Origin of the sequence: Paenibacillus sp. FSL K6-1566 (genome assembly GCF_038050475.1) — a bacterium.
In the GTDB taxonomy this organism is placed as follows: Bacteria; Bacillota; Bacilli; order Paenibacillales; family Paenibacillaceae; genus Paenibacillus_AQ; species Paenibacillus_AQ lactis.
Genome location: NZ_JBBOSR010000001.1, coordinates 4,303,844 through 4,320,084, shown reverse-complemented (window position 1 = coordinate 4,320,084; position 16,241 = coordinate 4,303,844). Strand labels below are relative to the sequence as shown.

Here is a 16,241-nt window from a genome sequence, read left to right as displayed (position 1 = left end):
TCGTCGGATGACCTGTAAGGGGGTGAGTAGATGGTTGATGTATTATCGCAGAATGAGATCGACGCCCTATTGGCCGCGCTCTCTTCCGGTGAGATGGATGCGGAGGAGCTGAAGAAAGAGGAAACGCAGAAGAAGATTCGTTCTTATGATTTCAAAAGAGCGCTTCGCTTCTCAAAGGACCATATTCGCAGCTTGACACGTATCCATGAAAATTTCGCACGTTATCTTACAACATATTTCTCGGCACAGCTGCGTACTTTTGTGCAAATCAATGTGGTGCAGGTTGAACAGCTCCCATACGATGAATTCATACGTTCCATACCGAAAATGACGGTGCTCAACATTTTTGAAGCTGAGCCGCTCGAAGGGCGAATGGTGCTTGAGGTTCATCCAAACATCGCCTATGCGATGCTGGACCGCCTGCTGGGAGGAACCGGGGTCGCGCCGTCCACGATCAACTCGATGACCGAAATCGAGACCATTATCATGGAACGGATTTTCAGCCGGGCTTTCGACAGCCTCAAGGAGGCCTGGAAAACGGTGCTGGATATTTCTCCGCGGCTTGAGGCGCTGGAAACGAATCCTCAGTTTATGCAGATCGTTTCCCCGAACGAAACCATTGCGCTGATCTCGCTGAGCACTAAAATCGGCGATACCACGGGAATGATCAATCTCTGTATTCCCCATGTCGTGCTGGAACCGATCATGTCCAAGCTGTCCGCGCATCAGTGGTTCATCTCTGAGAAAAAAGCCAGAATCCCCGAGGAAGTGGACGCGCTTAAGCAGCGGGTAAGCAAAGCTCAGCTTCCGATCGTTGCCGAGCTTGGCGTTTCACAGCTGACCGTCTCCGAATTTTTAGGACTCTCGGTCGGGGACGTTATTTCACTGAACAAGCCGGTGCATGACGGGTTATCCATCAAGGTCGGCGACAGACTGAAGTTTATTGGCAGTCCCGGAACGGTAAAAGACCGGGTTGCTGTACAAATCGATGAAATTGTCATCGAAGGAGCTGAAGAACTTGACGAGTAAAGATTATTTATCCCAGGAAGAAATCGACGCCTTGCTGAAGCAGTCGGAAATGGCATCGGATCCTTCTTCTTCGGCGGCTACCGTAGATGATGTATTGACGCCTCTGGAGCAGGATGCGCTAGGGGAGATCGGTAACATTACCTTTGGCAGCGCCGCTACGGCCTTATCCACGCTCCTCGGCAAGAAAGTAGATATTACGACGCCGAGAGTGTCCATCATCAAGCGAAGCCAGTTCGAGGAGGAGTTTCCAAAGCCGCATGTTGCCGTTCATGTTACGTATGTCGACGGCTTCGAAGGCATCAACTCTCTCGTGATCAAGACTCGCGACGCCCAGGTGATCGCAGACTTGATGCTGGGCGGAGAAGGCAACCCCGAAGAAGGGGAGTTAAACGAAATCCATATCAGTGCCGTCCAGGAAGCGATGAACCAGATGATGGGCTCTTCCGCAACGAGCATGTCCACGATATTCAACCGGTTTGTCAATATTTCGCCGCCGGGCATCGATATTTTGAACATGGTGAGCGGAGAAGGCGTCAACAATCTGCCGCAGGACGAAACCTTGATCAAAATTTCGTTCCGTCTGATTATCGGCGACTTGATTGATTCGACCATCATGCAGCTGCTCCCTGTTCAATTTTCCAAAGACATGGTTCGCATGCTGATTAACGGCACGGATGAGCCTCAGCCTGTGAAACAAGAGACTGCAGCGGCGGTAGAGACACCGGCCCCGGCTCCGGCGCAAGAACCGGCAGCTCAGCCTACCCAGCCGCCCGCTTATGCACAGGATGCAGGGAATGCGCAAGAAGAAGCTCATTATGGTTACAATGCGGCCATGCAACCCCAAGGAGGACAGGCTCCGAATGCGATGCCGTATGGACAGCCGCAAATGCCTCCGCAGACGGGGCCGCAGCATTACGGCGGCATGCACGGCCGGAATGTGAACGTGCAGCCGGTGCAGTTCGCCAATTTTCAATCGGCGCCTTACCCGCAGGTGGATGAAAACAATCTGAACTTGCTGATGGACATTCCTCTTAAGGTCACCGTAGAATTAGGAAGGACTCAGAAGCAAATTAAGGATATCCTGGAAATGTCCCAAGGTTCGATTATCGAGCTGGACAAGCTGGCGGGTGAACCGGTAGACATCCTGGTCAATCATAAGCTGATTGCCAAAGGCGAGGTTGTCGTCATCGATGAGAACTTTGGCGTACGTGTGACGGATATCGTGAGCCAATGGGACCGAATTCAAAAATTACAATAGCACAAACATTTAGGGAGGATTTTTATCAATGGCTAACCGAATTCTGATTGTGGACGACGCTGCATTTATGAGAATGATGATCCGTGACATTCTGGTCAAGAACGGATTCGAGGTTGTAGGCGAGGCTCAGGACGGCTCGCAGGCGATCGAGAAATTTAAAGAGCTTCGTCCGGATCTGATTACGATGGATATTACGATGCCTGAAATGGATGGGATCGCTGCGCTCAAGGAAATTAAAAAGATTGATCCTAACGCAAAAGTCATCATGTGTTCCGCGATGGGTCAACAAGCGATGGTTATCGATGCCATCCAAGCCGGAGCGAAGGACTTTATCGTTAAGCCGTTCCAATCGGACCGCGTCATTGAAGCCATCAACAAAACGCTTGGCGTATAAGGATTGTTTCTTATGATGATGGCGGCTTCCGATGAAATCGGCACAGGTGGTACTGGCGGATATTATTTACAGTTATTTTATGTCTTTGTCGTTCTTGCCATCATCATCGCATTGATCGTTCTCCTGATTCGCTTCTTAGGCAAAAAGAATCAGAGCTGGATGCAGGGCCGCTCCATTCGTACGCTCGGTGCGGTTGGGATGGGCCCTAACAAATCCCTTCAGCTCGTTGAAATCGGGGGCAACATCTATGTGATCGGGGTTGGCGAAGACGTTCGGCTCTTGGACAAAATTTCCGATCCCGCGGAGGTCGCGCTGATTCAGGCGGCATTTGAACAGGATTCAGGAATGTACAGCGGGGCGCTGCCGCCTTTTGTAAGCAAATTGGCGGCAAAACTCCGTAAAAACAAGCAACCGGAAGAAATCGAATGGGATGACAGCTCCTCTTTTCACGAGGTGTTCGAATCTAAACTGCGCAGCGTACCGAACCGGAAACAAAAGGTCGAAGAATTGCTGCGGGAGGATCATAAGGATTCATGAATAAAAAGATTACGATTGCTATCACGATGTTTATGCTGGCCGGGATGCTGCTATCCCGTACGGCATTTGCAGATCCGATTCCGAACATCGATATTCAAATCGGCGGGGAAGGGGAGACTCCGGGGACAAGCTCGTTGTCCTTGATCCTCCTGATTACCGTTCTTAGCATTGCACCGGCCTTGCTCGTGCTGATGACAAGCTTTACGCGGATCGTCATTGTACTCGGGTTTGTCCGCACATCTCTTGGAACACAGCAAACTCCGCCGAACCAAGTGTTGATCGGGTTAGCCCTCTTCCTTACCTTGTTCGTTATGGCTCCGACGTTTTCAACCATGAACGAGGTTGCGCTGCAGCCGTATCTCAAGGGTGAAATCAGCCAAACCGAGGCGCTGCAGAAGGCCCAGGATCCGATCAAGAAATTCATGTTCTCCCATACGCGGGAGAAAGATCTGCTGCTGTTCATGAATTACACGGGAACAGAGAAGCCGGAGTCGTACGAGGACATCCCGTTGACCGTCATGGTGCCGGCCTTTGCCATCAGTGAGCTGAAGACAGGCTTTCAGATGGGCTTTATGATCTTCATTCCGTTTCTGGTCATCGATATTGTCGTTGCCAGCGTTCTGATGGCGATGGGGATGATGATGCTTCCGCCGGTCATGATCTCGCTGCCGTTCAAAATATTGCTCTTTGTCCTTGTGGACGGCTGGTATCTGGTGGTCAAATCCATGCTGATGAGCTTTAATCCGTAACGTTTGAAACGGCAAGTAATTCGAATACAGGGGGACTCGCCGTGAGCTCTGAATTTATTATCGGCCTTGCAGGGCAGGCCGTTTACATTGTGCTTCAAGTGAGCGCGCCCATGCTGGTTCTCGCTCTGGTAGTGGGACTTATCATAAGTATTTTCCAAGCGACGACGCAGATACAGGAGCAGACGCTGGCATTCGTTCCAAAGATAATAATTGTTCTTATCGCGCTCCTGCTGTTCGGTCCTTGGATATTGACAACGTTGGTGGATTTCACCCACGGAATTTTGGACAATCTCTACAAATATATCGGATAGGCTGAGTGTCCATGGAATGGTTGCAGCAAAGTATACCTGTCTTTATGCTTGTTTTTTGTCGAATAACATCTTTTTTTGTAATAGCTCCAGTATTTACATCGCGGGGCATCCCGACTTCATTTAAAATCGGGTTTTCCTTTCTGCTTACAGTCATCGTTTATCTTACGTTCGGAATAGGAGAAACGGTGCCGCAGGATCTATCCTATGCTCTGCTGATTGTCCAGGAAGTGCTGGTAGGACTGCTGCTCGGCTTCACCGCCTATCTGATCATGGCCGTCGTCCAAACGGCCGGCGCGCTGATCGATATCCAGATCGGCTTTAGCATGGCCAACGTCATCGATCCGTTTACGGGCGCATCCATGCCGCTGATCGGCAACTTTAAGTACTATCTCGCATTGCTCGTATTCCTTGGCATGAACGGCCATCATTATCTGCTCGATGCCATTATGTACAGCTATGATTGGGTGCCTATAACGGGCAACGTATTTTCAAAGATTCTAGACGGCAGCGTTACGGATATTCTTGTCAGAACCTTTGCCCACTCGTTCATGCTAGCCCTTCAAATGGCGGCTCCGCTTGTGGCGGCCTTGTTTCTGACCGATGTCGGCCTCGGCTTCTTGGCGAGAACGGCACCGCAGTTCAACGTATTTGTCATCGGCATTATTCTTAAGATTCTGGTCGGGTTAGTGCTGCTGATGCTGCTTATGCCGGGACTTGTGTCATTATTTGATCATTTGTTCGCCCAAATGTTCGAGGCGCTCCGGCAGCTGCTCGGCGTCTTACACGAGGGAACGGCGCAAGGAGGATGAAGAGGATGCGGAACCGATCCCCCTACCGTTATCCGGTGGATTTGCAGCTGTTTGCTGGGGAGAAGACGGAAAAAGCGACGCCGAAGAAACGCCAGGATACGCGTAAAAAGGGTCAAGTGGCCAAAAGTATGGAAGTATCGGGCGCCTCGGTGTTACTATCCGCTTTCCTGTGCATGCTGATGTTCGGCGGTTACATGAGAGACCATACGGTCCGGCTGTTTACGGACGTATACCTTAACCGGCTCTCCATGGACGTAACGAATGAGAATGTCATGCAGCTCTTGGGCGAGTATGCCATTCAAATATTGCTGCTGCTCGCACCGCTGTTTGTTGCTGTGTTTGTGATCTCACTGGTCGTAAATTATATTCAGGTCGGTTTTCTCCTGACAGGAGAGCCCTTGAAAATGAAGCTCAGCAAGATCGATCCGATCAAAGGATTTAAAAATATTTTTTCCATGAGGTCCTTGATCGAATTTTTTAAATCCATATTTAAATTAACGATCATTGGCTACCTCGTATACACCACTCTTTGGGGAGCCAGAGGGGAATTCTCCTCCTTGTCGACGAAGAGTCCGGATACTATTTTTCAATTTGTAGCGAATGTTACGATGTCGCTTGGCTTTAAGATCGGGGCTGGCCTGCTGATCCTGTCCGTCCTGGACTATTTGTACCAGAAGTACGAATACGAAAAAAACATCCGCATGTCAAAGCAGGACATTAAGGATGAGTTTAAGAAAATGGAAGGCGATCCGCTGATCAAAGGAAAAATCAGGGAACGCCAGCGCCGGATGGCGCTGCAACGAATGATGCAGGAAGTACCGAACGCAGACGTCATTATTACGAACCCGACCCACTTTGCGGTTGCGCTCAAATATGACGGTTCTACTATGGAAGCTCCGCAGATCATCGCGAAAGGCCAGGACTATATGGCCCTGCGCATCAAGGAAATTGCCAAGGAACACGGCATTATAACGATGGAAAACAAGCCGCTGGCACGAGCGTTGTACCAACGGTCCGAGATCGGGGATTCCATTCCCGGAGACCTGTTCCAGGCCGTAGCGGAAGTGCTGGCCTATGTATATAAACTTAAAGGTAAAGCGAAATAATTAGGGACCGGAGGCCTAAGTGCAGTGAAAATAAAAGATCTATCTGTCCTTGCGGGTGTCATTGGCATCGTACTTATGATGATTCTTCCGATCCCGATCTGGCTGCTGGATTTACTGCTTATCATCAATATATCGGTGGCACTGATCATCCTGCTGGTGGCCATGAACACGAAAGAAGCGCTGGACTTTTCGATATTTCCTTCCCTGCTTCTCATCACGACCTTGTTTCGGGTTGCGCTGAACATATCGACAACCAAGCTGATTTTGTCCGAAGCCAATGCGGGTGAGGTTGTCGCTACCTTCGGCAGCTGGATTGCCAATGGCGAAATCGCGGTCGGGTTCATCGTCTTTTTAATTTTGATCGTGGTTCAGTTTATCGTCATAACGAAAGGCTCCGAGCGCGTGGCTGAGGTTGCCGCACGATTTACGCTGGACGCCATGCCCGGTAAGCAGATGAGCATTGATGCCGATTTGAATGCAGGCCTAATCAACGAACAGCAAGCTCGGGAGCGCAGACGGAAAATCGAGCGGGAGGCCGACTTTTACGGTGCGATGGACGGTGCCAGCAAGTTCGTAAAAGGGGATGCCATCGCTTCGATCATCATCCTGCTGATCAACCTGATCGGCGGATTTATTATCGGGATCTCGATTCATGGCATGTCGTTTCCCGAAGCGATGAGCACGTACTCGATCCTGACGATCGGGGATGGACTGGTCAGCCAGATTCCGGCGCTTCTCATATCGACATCGGCAGGTCTTATCGTCACCAGAGCTTCCTCCGAAGGAAATCTGGCCGAGGATCTGACAGGTCAGCTGTTTTCCTATCCACGCTTGCTGTATATCGTATCAGGCACCGTATTGCTGCTGGGATTGTTTACTCCGATTCATTTTATAACGACAGCGCCCATCGCGCTTGTTCTGTTTATAGCAGCAAGGAGAATGCAGAACAATCTGGACCGCAAGCAGGTCGAGGTGGAGCAGATGGAGGAGGAGCAGCAGATCGAAGAGGTTCGCAGTCCGGAAAGTGTCATCAACCTGCTGCAGGTGGATCCGATCGAATTCGAGTTTGGATACGGCTTGATCCCGCTTGCGGATACCCAGCAGGGCGGAGACTTGCTGGATCGGATTATTATGATCCGGAGACAATGCGCGCTTGAACTTGGACTGGTCGTGCCGGTGATCCGAATCCGCGACAATATTCAACTTAAACCGAATGAATATGTCATAAAAATAAAAGGGAATGCTGTCGGCGGCGGGGAATTACTACTAAATCATTACCTCGCCATGAGTCCCGGCTACGAGGACGATTCCGTTACGGGAATCGAAACGACGGAGCCCGCATTCGGGCTGCCGGCCCTCTGGATTGACGAGGCGACGAAAGAACGGGCCGATCTGGCGGGATATACCGTCGTGGATCCGCCTTCCGTCGTAGCTACGCATTTGACAGAGCTGATCAAGCGGCACGCGCATGAGCTGCTGGGGCGCCAGGAGACAAAAGCGCTGGTCGACAACATCAAGGAAAGCTATCCGGTGCTTGTCGACGAGCTGATCCCTTCCGTGCTGACGATCGGGGAGGTACAGAAGGTGCTCGCCAAGCTGCTTCGGGAGAAAATCTCCATTCGCGATATGGTTACGATTCTGGAGACCCTTGCGGATTACGGGCATTATTCGAAGGACCCGGATGTGCTGACAGAGTATGTAAGACAAGCGCTCTCCAGGCAAATCACACAGCAGTTTGCTCAAGACGGAGAGGCCATGAAGGTGATCACCGTCGGACCGCAGCTTGAGAAGAAAATCGCGGAGAGCGTGCAGCAGAGCGAACAGGGGACTTACTTGGCGATGGACCCGGTGTCTACGCAGAATGTATTCCAGAAGCTGAGCGAGCAAGTGAATCGGATTATCCAGATGGGACAACAGCCGGTGCTGCTTACCTCTCCGGCCATCCGCATGTATTTGCGGCAGGTGATTGAACGCGGGATGCAGGATATTCCGGTTCTATCCTACAGCGAGCTTGAGCCGAACGTCGAAATTCAAAGTGTCGGAGTGGTGAACTTATGAGAGTAAAAAGGTATATCGTCGACACGATGCCGGAAGCGATGGCGCAGATCCGATCGGATTTGGGTACGGATGCGGTCATATTGAGCACGAAGGATATTAAGGTAGGCGGCTTTCTAGGGATGTTCTCCCGAAAGAAGATCGAGGTTATCGCCGCGGTTGAGCAGGAGGAGAAATCGAAATCCTCCGTCAAAGCCAAGCCGAAGCCGCCTGCGGCAGTGCCGAAGGCAGCCGTACCGAAGGCATACCAGCGAGCAGCGGAAATCGCGAATCCGACGGCAGCCGATTTGTCAAAGGCTCCTGTCCCTGAAGCGGTGAAGCCGAAGGATGGTGCACAAGAAGCGGATTATGTCCGCTTTGCCGAGATTATGAGCCAAGCCGCAGCAGCCGGGGAGGCGCAGGAGGTCCGGGAGGACAGCCCGCCACCGATACAGACGGGAACGGCTTCGGCCGAAGCCGCTTACCCGAGCCCGAAGGCAGCCGCTGCAGCGCAAGGCAAATTGCACGATCCTCCGGTTGAGCCCTTGAGCTCCCGGCTGGGCATCAGTGAATCAGAGCAGCGAGTGCTCGAGGAACTGAAGGAAATGAAGGAATGGATCGCCAAGCTGTCCAGGCACAATCTTGAAGCCAGACAGCTGCCGGAGCCGCTGGAATCGATAAGGGATCGCCTGCTTAGACAGGACGTTTCCGCGAGGCTCAGTGAGCAGTGGCTTGAGGTTGCTGAAGAAGCGCTGCGGGAGAGCGGGATGCAGCTTGGAAGCGAGCAGCTGCAGGCGATTATGCGCGAGCAGGCGAAGGCTTTTATTGATGAGCGCATCGGCGGGGGCATTCAACCTGACACGCGGATCGTATACATCGCCGGGCCGACGGGTGTCGGCAAGACGACAACGATCGCCAAAATCGCTGCAGAGCAGCTGTTCAGATATCACCGCAAGGTGGGCTTTATAACCTCGGATACGTACCGGATATCGGCGGTAGAGCAGCTTCGGACTTATGCCTCGATTTTGAATGTCCCTATGGAGGTGGTCCAGTCGCCAGGGGATATGCAGCGGGCGCTTCAAACGCTTCAAGACTGTGATCTGATCTTAATGGATACAGCCGGCCGGAATTATCGGAACGAGCTGCTCGTCTCCGAATTGCAGAGCCTCTTTTCCCATTCGGAGCACAGCGAAACCTACCTTGTTCTCAGCCTTACGTCCAAGAGCGGGGATATGATTGAAATCGCGGATCATTTCAGCAAATATGCACTCGATAAAGTCATATTCACCAAGATGGATGAGACCGGAAGCTTCGGTCCGATCTTCAATCTGCTCCATGCGCACAACCTGCGCTTGTCTTACATGACCAATGGTCAAAATGTACCGGACGACCTGCTTTTGGCCAATAGCGAGCAGCTGTGCGATTTGCTGCTGGGAGATACGCGGTCATGACGGATCAAGCCCATTCACTCAGACAGCTCGTATCTGCGCAGCGGAGCGAGAACGTGGGAATGTCTCCTAAGACCTCAGCCGGAAGCGCCAAGATCATAACGGTCACGAGCGGCAAGGGCGGTGTCGGGAAATCCAATTTCTCGCTGAACTTTGCGCTTGCGCTGCAATCGATGGGCAAAAAAGTGCTGGTGTTTGACGCCGATATCGGAATGGCCAATATCGATGTGCTAATGGGCGTGTCGTCCCGTTACAGCCTTTATCATTTGCTGCGGCGGGAGAAGAGCATGGAGGACGTGATCCAGTATGGGCCCGAGCAGCTTGCCTTTATTGCGGGGGGATCCGGACTTGCCGACCTGTTTTCTCTCTCCGATTCGGACATGAATTATTTTCTCGATCAGCTTGAGCGCATATCGTCCGACATGGATTACATCATTTTTGATACAGGCGCAGGCTTGTCAAAAGAAAACATGCGGTTCATTACCTCGGCCGATCATTGTTACGTCGTAACGACGCCCGAGCCGACTTCCATCACGGATGCGTACGCTCTCATCAAAGTCGTGCATGGGACCGGGTCTAGAGTCCCGCTCAGCCTGATCGTCAATCGGGCCGGTGATGAACGGGAGGCTCGTGAAGCAGCGGATAAAATCATGTTAACGGCCCGCCGCTTTCTGGATTTGGACATGCAGCTGCTGGGCTCGATCGCGGATGATCCGCATGTCGGGCAGGCGGTCAAGCGGCAGGTTCCATTCACGGTAGCGTTCCCGAAGTGCGATGCTGCAAGCGACGTCAGACGGATCGCTCTTCGCAGCATGGCATCTCCTGTCCCTGCAGAGCCGGATGCCCCGAAAGGAATCAAGGGATTTATGCATCGCTTGCTCAAACGGACAAAGTGATTCTTACTTCAGGATTTTGCAAAATTTGATTCAAGCCGCTCTCGAGTACAATATAAAGACGAATTCAACCATTTCGCTCTATATATTGCTGACTGATAGTCGCTCTTTGGATTTTTGCATCATCCTTACTTGGATAATTGGAACCGAGGTGGACTGATAGTGGAGCCCTTTCGTGTGCTTGTTGTGGACGATTCCGCATTTATGAGGAAAATATTCTCGGATTTCATCGAGCGAGACGCACTTTTTCAAGTGGTCGGAACGGCTGAGAACGGGCAAGAGGCCATCCGGAAAGTGAAGGAATTGAACCCGGATGCGGTTACCCTGGACGTGGAAATGCCGGAGATGAACGGATTGGACGCTCTGAAATTTATTATGGAGTTAGGGCCTCGTCCGGTGATCATGCTGTCCGGCTTGAATGAAGAGGGGATGAAGGAAACGATTCTGGCCCTAGAGGCCGGCGCATTTGATTTTATACGAAAGCCTTCCATTACGAATGCGCTCGGGATCGAGCAGGTCGGGCAAGAGCTGATGAAGCAGCTGCATGCGGCGATGCAGGCCAAGCAGCGCAGAGCCTTGTGGGAGGAGGAAGAGAGGGCGCGGCAAGCTGCACAGCGTCAAACCTCCTCTTCCCGAGCTTCCAAGCCTCTCGGCAAGCTGGCGGATAAGAAGCCGAGTGCGAAGGAACTGCCTCAGGCCGGTCATATTCGGGCAAATGCTGCTGAGGTCCTTGCACGTCAGGAACCGCCTTCGGTCGGCGAGGAGAAACGGAGGATTCGGGAAGTGCTTCCGGGCACAGATCCTTTACGCCGGAAGCCCGCCGCTCCGGAGAAAAGAAGGAAGCCGGAGTCCCCAAAGCCGTCTTCAGCCGGAGCTGACAGCCGGCCTGCAGACAACGGTCCGTCATCCTTGGCGGCGATTACGGATCTCGTAGCGGTGGGCTGCTCCACTGGGGGGCCTCGGGCGCTGAAGGCTTTTCTGGAGGGGATTCCAAGCGGCTTTCATGCTCCGATCGTTATCGTGCAGCATATGCCGCCCAAGTTTACGAAATCTCTTGCACAGCGCCTGAATTCATTTAGCAGGCTGGAGGTGCTGGAAGCAGCCGACGGAATGCCTTTGGAGCCGGGGAAAGCTTATATCGCTCCAGGTGGAAGCCATATCCGGGTTAGACGCACGGAGAAGAACGGATATGTGATTGCTACAAGCATGGATGAGCCGCGCAACGGCCATCGCCCATCTGTCGATACGCTGTTCGAGTCGCTGCTCCCGCTGACGGAGCTTACGCGTCATGCGGTGCTGATGACCGGCATGGGAAGCGATGGAGCGAGAATGATGAAGAAGCTTTACGATTCGGGCGTTAAATCCACCTTTGCGGAGAGCGAGGAAACCTGTGTTGTATACGGAATGCCTCGCTCGGCTGTCGAACTCGGATGCGTCAATGATGTGTTGCCTCTGCAGGAACTTGCACCCAAAGTGGTTCAAGCTGTAAATAACAGAAAGTGAACTCAGGAGGAGGTGTCTCTCAATGGACATGAATCAATATTTGACAATGTTTATTGATGAGTCAAATGATCATCTGCAATCATTAAATGAAAACATGCTGCAATTAGAAAACAATCCGGACGACTTGGGAATCGTGCAAGTGATTTTCCGGTCGGCGCACACGTTAAAAGGCATGGCCGCAACGATGGGCTTCGAAGATCTCGCCTCGTTAACGCACCAGATGGAAAATGTGCTGGACCTCGTTCGGAATGAAAAGCTTACGATGCAGGATTATATCTTCGACACGCTCTTCAAAAGCTTGGACGCGCTTGAATCGATGGTGCAGGATATTACGTCCGGAGGTGACGGCAAATCGGATGTGTCTTCGATTGTGGCCGCTCTTCAGTCCATCGTCCGGGGAGAGAACCCGGCGCAACAAGCGCAAACCGGAGAGGGTCAAGGCGCTGATCAAGGATCGGCTTCCCAACCCGGAATCACGCTGGACGAGTTTCAGTATTCGGTGCTTGAACAATCCATTTCGGAAGGCCATAAGGTTCTCTATATACAAGTGACCCTGCGCGAGGATTGCCAGCTTAAAGCGGTTCGGGCCTACATGGTATTCGAGGCGCTGGAAAGATCCGGAGAAATCGTAAAGACGCATCCGGACGTTCAAGACATTGAGCAAGGTGAATTCGATCGCGTATTTTCGTTGTACTACATAACACAGCGGGAAGCCGCGGACATTGAGAGCCAAATCCTCGGCGTTTCTGAAATCGAGACAGCCCAGGTTGTCTCACTGGATCATGAAACGCTCCAGCAAATGGTACAACAAGCTGCGGCAGCACTCGAAACCGTCAAGCCGGAAGCGCAGCAGCCTGCTGCGGCAGCTTCGGCACCTTCGGCACCCGAGTCGAAGAGCACCCCTGCAGCCGCCAAGGAAGCGAAGGCTCTTGCCCGAAGCGGCGGGGCGAACCCGTCCCGAACGATCCGCGTGGACATTGAACGGCTGGACGTCCTGATGAACCTGTTCAGCGAGCTGCTTATTGACCGGGTACGGCTTGAGCAATTGGCGAGCGAGGCCCAGAACCAGGAGCTTACCGATACTGTCGAGCATATGAGCCGGGTCAGCAGCGATCTTCAAAATATCGTGCTGAAGCTGCGCATGGTTCCCGTGGATACAGTTTTCAACCGCTTTCCGCGGATGGTCCGGGACCTTGCGAAAACACTGGATAAAAAAATCGATCTCATTATCACCGGGGCCGATACGGAGCTGGATCGGACCGTTATCGACGAAATCGGCGATCCGCTGGTCCACCTGCTGCGCAACTCGGCTGACCATGGCATCGAGCCTGTCGCGGACCGGATAGCCGCCGGCAAGCCGGAAACCGGAACGGTCCATCTGCGGGCCTTCCACAGCGGCAACAACGTATTCATTGAGATTGAGGATGACGGCCGGGGCATTTACCGTGAGAAGATCTTGCAGAATGCGCTCAAGAAGGGTGTGGTTACCGAGTCCGAAGCGGAGTCGATGTCGGATGAAGAAGTGCATCAGCTGCTCTTTGCTCCGGGATTCAGCACGGCGGAGAAAATATCCGACGTATCGGGCCGCGGAGTAGGGCTTGACGTCGTCAAATCCAAGATCGTTTCGCTTGGCGGCAACGTGACCATCTATTCGACCCCTGGGAAAGGAACCAACTTCTCTGTACAGCTTCCGCTGACATTGTCGATCATCGCAGCCATGCTGATCAAGATGGGCTCCGAGAAATATGCGATCCCGCTGTCATCCATCGTGGAAACGGCTGTCATCAAACGCGGCCACGTCAAAAATGTGCACGGCAGCCGCATGGTTCACTTCCGCGATTCGATGATACCGATTATTTCGCTCAGCAAGGTGTTCGAGGTGCCGGATTTCGATGATGAGCAGGAAGAAGAAACCGAAATTGTCGTGATTCGAAAAGGCGATCGTCTAGCCGCGCTCGCGATCGATGATTTTATCGGCCAAAGCGAAATCGTTATTAAAAATCTGGGCAAATACTTGCCGGCGATTCAAGGAATTTCCGGGGCAACGATCCTCGGCGACGGACAAGTTGCTCTTATTATCGATGCGAATGCGTTCATTAAGTAAAACAAGTTTCATTCGTATAGCGGCAGGCCACATAATTTAAAGGAGGATTCAGTCATGGGAGAAGAAATCAAGGTTATCGTCTTTAAGCTCGGCACTGAGGAATACGGCATTGAGGTGGATAAGGTTCAAACGATTGAACGGATGATGCCGATTACGCGCGTACCGAAAACCTACGCTTTTGTAAAAGGTGTGATCAACCTTCGCGGCGTAGTCATCCCGGTTATTGATCTGCGGGGGCGCTTCGGATTGGCTGAGGTGGAGCCGACCGATCAAACCCGGATCATCATCGTTGCGGTCAGCGATATGCAGGTCGGCTTTATCGTCGATTCCGCCAGCGACGTCATCGACCTTAATACCGACGACATCGATTCACCGCCAGAAGTTGTCGGCGGGATTAAAGCGAAATATCTTCGCGGCGTCGCGCGGGTAGGAGAGGAGCGCCTTCTGGTCATGCTGAATCTGTCCGAAGTGCTGAACAAGAGCGAAATTATTCAGCTTGAAGGCCTTGAGGATTAATCGTGGAGCTGTTTAAGTATGGCAGGGAAGTCAAGATGGATGTGCTGAAGGAAGTGGGGAACATCGGTGCGGGGAATGCTGCAACGGCATTGTCCCGCTTGCTGGACAAGCCCATCGATATGGCCGTACCGAAAGTGCAGCTGCTTCCTTTTAAAGAAATCGCGGAAAGCGTGGGCGGCAGCGAGCAAGTGGTGCTGGCCGTCTTCCTGCGGGTGGAAGGCAGCGCACCGGGCAATCTGTTCTTTATCATGAGCCCTGAAGCGGGAAAAAATCTGCTCCAGAACCTGGCGGGCATCGAAGTGTCGGAGGACGAACAATTCTCCGAGATGGAGCTGTCGGCATTGTGCGAAATCGGCAACATCCTGGCCGGTTCCTATCTTTCCTCGCTTGCGGATTTTACCAATTTATCCATGACGCCGACCGTTCCGGGACTGGCCATGGACATGGCGGGCGCCATATTAAGCTACGGACTCCTTCAATTCGGAGAAATGGGAGACGATGCGCTCTTGATCAACACGACGTTTCTAGAGGGACAGAATGAAGTGGAAGGCCAGTTTTTTCTCATACCCGATCCACCTTCGTTCGCGCAAATATTCGAAGCCTTGGGAGTGCCTTTAGAGCATGATTGATGAGCAAAGCATCGTGAAGGTGGCCATGGCGGATCTGAACGTCGCAGGTCCAAACGGCATATTGCGCACGACCGGGCTTGGCTCCTGCGTCGGACTGACCTTGTATGATCCGGTTGCGAAGATCGGGGGGCTGGCCCATATCATGCTTCCGTCCTCCTCGATTGCCAGGGAGGGTCAGCTGAATCTGGCGAAGTATGCGGACACGGCCCTTCCGGTCCTTCTGAACAAAATGAAGGAACTGGGCGCCGTTCAAGCCAGGTTGGTTGCAAAAATGGCCGGCGGCGCGCAAATGTTCTCCTTTGCCGGAGCCGGCGATACCATGCGGATCGGCCCTCGGAATGTCGAATCGTGCAAAGAGGGACTCCAGCAGATGGGCATTGCCCTCATTGCGGAGGATACTGGAGAAAATTACGGAAGAACCGTGGAACTGGACTGTTCGACGGGGAAATTTACCGTGCGAAGTGTACAAAAGGGCATAAAGGAACTGTAGAGATGATGGAAAAACTGCGTTTTTATATCCTATCGGGAATTGCCGGATTTATTTTCACTTTTATTTTTTCCATACGCAACAATCTATGGACAACCAGTATGGCCCGGGCGTTCCTCGCCTTCGTGATCTGGTTTGTGCTGGCGTTCTTATTGAAAGGGCTGCTGGACATCATCGCCGGCCGAAACGGACACAGCCCGAAGGCAGGGAAGAGCGCCGATACCGGAACGGCTCAAGAGGATGAACGAGGGGCCGTCCTTGATCTGGCTACGCCGGACGAAGATGAGGAGCTGATGGATATGATCCACTCCGAAAACGGCAGCAAAGGCAAGGGCGGATTCGTTCCGCTCAACCCGCCCAAGCTGGTCTCAACTAAAGATCCCGAGGAACTGGCCAAGGCCGTTCGTCACCTTGCGGAAAAATAAGGAGGGTGA

At 52.5% G+C, this 16,241-nt stretch carries 17 protein-coding genes; all 17 read left to right on the top strand.

What is annotated here, in order from left to right; all coding sequences use genetic code 11:
• Positions 1 to 30: 30 nt before the first annotated feature.
• The 17 genes from fliM (at position 31) to NST08_RS18895 (ending at position 16,232) form a co-directional block, all read left to right on the top strand.
• Positions 31 to 1,029 carry a flagellar motor switch protein FliM gene (fliM, locus tag NST08_RS18975; protein WP_007128746.1) on the top strand — a complete coding sequence of 333 codons (999 nt, stop codon included), beginning with the start codon at positions 31 to 33 and terminating at the stop codon, positions 1,027 to 1,029.
• Entirely contained in the window at positions 1,019 to 2,287 is a 1,269-nt protein-coding gene (gene fliY / locus NST08_RS18970; protein WP_007128745.1) for a flagellar motor switch phosphatase FliY, read from the top strand. The genes fliM and fliY overlap by 11 nt, the downstream gene beginning before the upstream one ends.
• A gap of 28 nt (positions 2,288 to 2,315) precedes the next feature.
• Positions 2,316 to 2,681 carry a response regulator gene (locus NST08_RS18965; protein WP_007128744.1) on the top strand — a complete coding sequence of 122 codons (366 nt, stop codon included), beginning with the start codon at positions 2,316 to 2,318 and terminating at the stop codon, positions 2,679 to 2,681.
• 12 nt (positions 2,682 to 2,693) lie between these two features.
• A complete protein-coding gene (locus tag NST08_RS18960) occupies positions 2,694 to 3,218 on the top strand; it encodes a flagellar biosynthetic protein FliO (protein WP_007128743.1) in 525 nt (174 codons plus the stop codon).
• Positions 3,215 to 3,967 carry a flagellar type III secretion system pore protein FliP gene (gene fliP / locus NST08_RS18955; RefSeq protein WP_007128742.1) on the top strand — a complete coding sequence of 251 codons (753 nt, stop codon included), beginning with the start codon at positions 3,215 to 3,217 and terminating at the stop codon, positions 3,965 to 3,967. The genes NST08_RS18960 and fliP overlap by 4 nt, the downstream gene beginning before the upstream one ends.
• A gap of 41 nt (positions 3,968 to 4,008) precedes the next feature.
• Complete coding sequence (gene fliQ, locus NST08_RS18950; protein ID WP_007128741.1) at positions 4,009 to 4,278, top strand: flagellar biosynthesis protein FliQ; 270 nt, start codon at positions 4,009 to 4,011, stop codon at positions 4,276 to 4,278.
• 11 nt (positions 4,279 to 4,289) lie between these two features.
• Positions 4,290 to 5,087 (top strand): flagellar biosynthetic protein FliR, encoded by a 798-nt coding sequence (fliR, locus tag NST08_RS18945; RefSeq protein ID WP_007128740.1) that lies wholly within the window; start codon positions 4,290 to 4,292, stop codon positions 5,085 to 5,087.
• 5 nt (positions 5,088 to 5,092) lie between these two features.
• The gene (gene flhB, locus NST08_RS18940; RefSeq protein WP_007128739.1) at positions 5,093 to 6,193 is read left to right on the top strand and encodes a flagellar biosynthesis protein FlhB; all 1,101 of its coding nucleotides are present in this window, start codon (positions 5,093 to 5,095) and stop codon (positions 6,191 to 6,193) included.
• A 24-nt stretch (positions 6,194 to 6,217) separates the two neighbouring features.
• Entirely contained in the window at positions 6,218 to 8,251 is a 2,034-nt protein-coding gene (flhA, locus tag NST08_RS18935) for a flagellar biosynthesis protein FlhA (protein ID WP_007128738.1), read from the top strand.
• Entirely contained in the window at positions 8,248 to 9,678 is a 1,431-nt protein-coding gene (gene flhF, locus NST08_RS18930) for a flagellar biosynthesis protein FlhF (protein WP_341342162.1), read from the top strand. Before flhA ends, flhF begins: the two co-directional genes overlap by 4 nt.
• Complete coding sequence (locus NST08_RS18925) at positions 9,675 to 10,571, top strand: MinD/ParA family protein (RefSeq protein ID WP_007128736.1); 897 nt, start codon at positions 9,675 to 9,677, stop codon at positions 10,569 to 10,571. Before flhF ends, NST08_RS18925 begins: the two co-directional genes overlap by 4 nt.
• Before the next feature lie 159 nt (positions 10,572 to 10,730).
• Positions 10,731 to 12,071, top strand: coding sequence for a protein-glutamate methylesterase/protein-glutamine glutaminase (locus tag NST08_RS18920; RefSeq protein WP_341342161.1), 1,341 nt, complete (start codon positions 10,731 to 10,733; stop codon positions 12,069 to 12,071).
• A 22-nt stretch (positions 12,072 to 12,093) separates the two neighbouring features.
• Positions 12,094 to 14,175: a chemotaxis protein CheA gene (locus tag NST08_RS18915; protein ID WP_341342160.1), complete on the top strand. Its 2,082-nt coding sequence runs from the start codon at positions 12,094 to 12,096 to the stop codon at positions 14,173 to 14,175.
• A 54-nt stretch (positions 14,176 to 14,229) separates the two neighbouring features.
• Positions 14,230 to 14,691 carry a chemotaxis protein CheW gene (locus NST08_RS18910; RefSeq protein ID WP_007128733.1) on the top strand — a complete coding sequence of 154 codons (462 nt, stop codon included), beginning with the start codon at positions 14,230 to 14,232 and terminating at the stop codon, positions 14,689 to 14,691.
• A gap of 2 nt (positions 14,692 to 14,693) precedes the next feature.
• Positions 14,694 to 15,320: a chemotaxis protein CheC gene (locus NST08_RS18905; protein WP_007128732.1), complete on the top strand. Its 627-nt coding sequence runs from the start codon at positions 14,694 to 14,696 to the stop codon at positions 15,318 to 15,320.
• Complete coding sequence (locus tag NST08_RS18900) at positions 15,313 to 15,810, top strand: chemotaxis protein CheD (RefSeq protein ID WP_028405671.1); 498 nt, start codon at positions 15,313 to 15,315, stop codon at positions 15,808 to 15,810. The genes NST08_RS18905 and NST08_RS18900 overlap by 8 nt, the downstream gene beginning before the upstream one ends.
• Before the next feature lie 2 nt (positions 15,811 to 15,812).
• On the top strand, positions 15,813 to 16,232 hold the full coding sequence (locus NST08_RS18895; RefSeq protein WP_251537183.1) for a hypothetical protein: 420 nt from the start codon (positions 15,813 to 15,815) through the stop codon (positions 16,230 to 16,232).
• Positions 16,233 to 16,241: the final 9 nt, after the last annotated feature.